The sequence below is a fragment of the Micromonospora sp. DT62 genome, from assembly GCF_049847285.1.
GTDB lineage: Bacteria > Actinomycetota > Actinomycetes > Mycobacteriales > Micromonosporaceae > Micromonospora > Micromonospora reichwaldensis.
Genome location: NZ_JBNCOB010000066.1, coordinates 233 through 728, shown reverse-complemented (window position 1 = coordinate 728; position 496 = coordinate 233). Strand labels below are relative to the sequence as shown.

Below are 496 nucleotides of genomic sequence, written 5' to 3'. Positions count from 1 at the left end.
GTGATCTTCTGCGACAGGTCGCCCTTCGCCACCGCCGTGGTGACCGAGGCGATGTTGCGCACCTGCGACGTCAGGTTCGACGCCATCGAGTTCACGTTGTCCGTCAGGTCCCGCCACGTACCCGAGACGCCCTTGACCTGGGCCTGACCGCCCAGCTTGCCCTCCGTACCCACCTCGCGGGCCACCCGCGTCACCTCGTCGGCGAACGACGACAGCTGGTCCACCATCGTGTTCACCGTCGACTTCAGCTCCAGGATCTCGCCCCGGGCGTCCACGGTGATCTTCTGCGACAGGTCCCCCTTCGCCACGGCGGTGGAGACCTGGGCGATGTTGCGCACCTGGGCGGTGAGGTTCGAGGCCATCGAGTTGACGTTGTCCGTCAGGTCCCGCCACGTGCCGGCGACGCCCCGCACCTGTGCCTGACCGCCCAGCTTGCCCTCCGTACCCACCTCGCGGGCCACCCGCGTCACCTCGTCGGCGAACGACGACAGCTGGT

General features: G+C 68.3%; 1 protein-coding gene. It reads right to left on the bottom strand.

What is annotated here, in order from left to right:
* Positions 1 to 496 (bottom strand): HAMP domain-containing protein (locus ACPXCB_RS31545; RefSeq protein ID WP_425879774.1); only part of this gene is annotated, 496 nt, incomplete at both ends.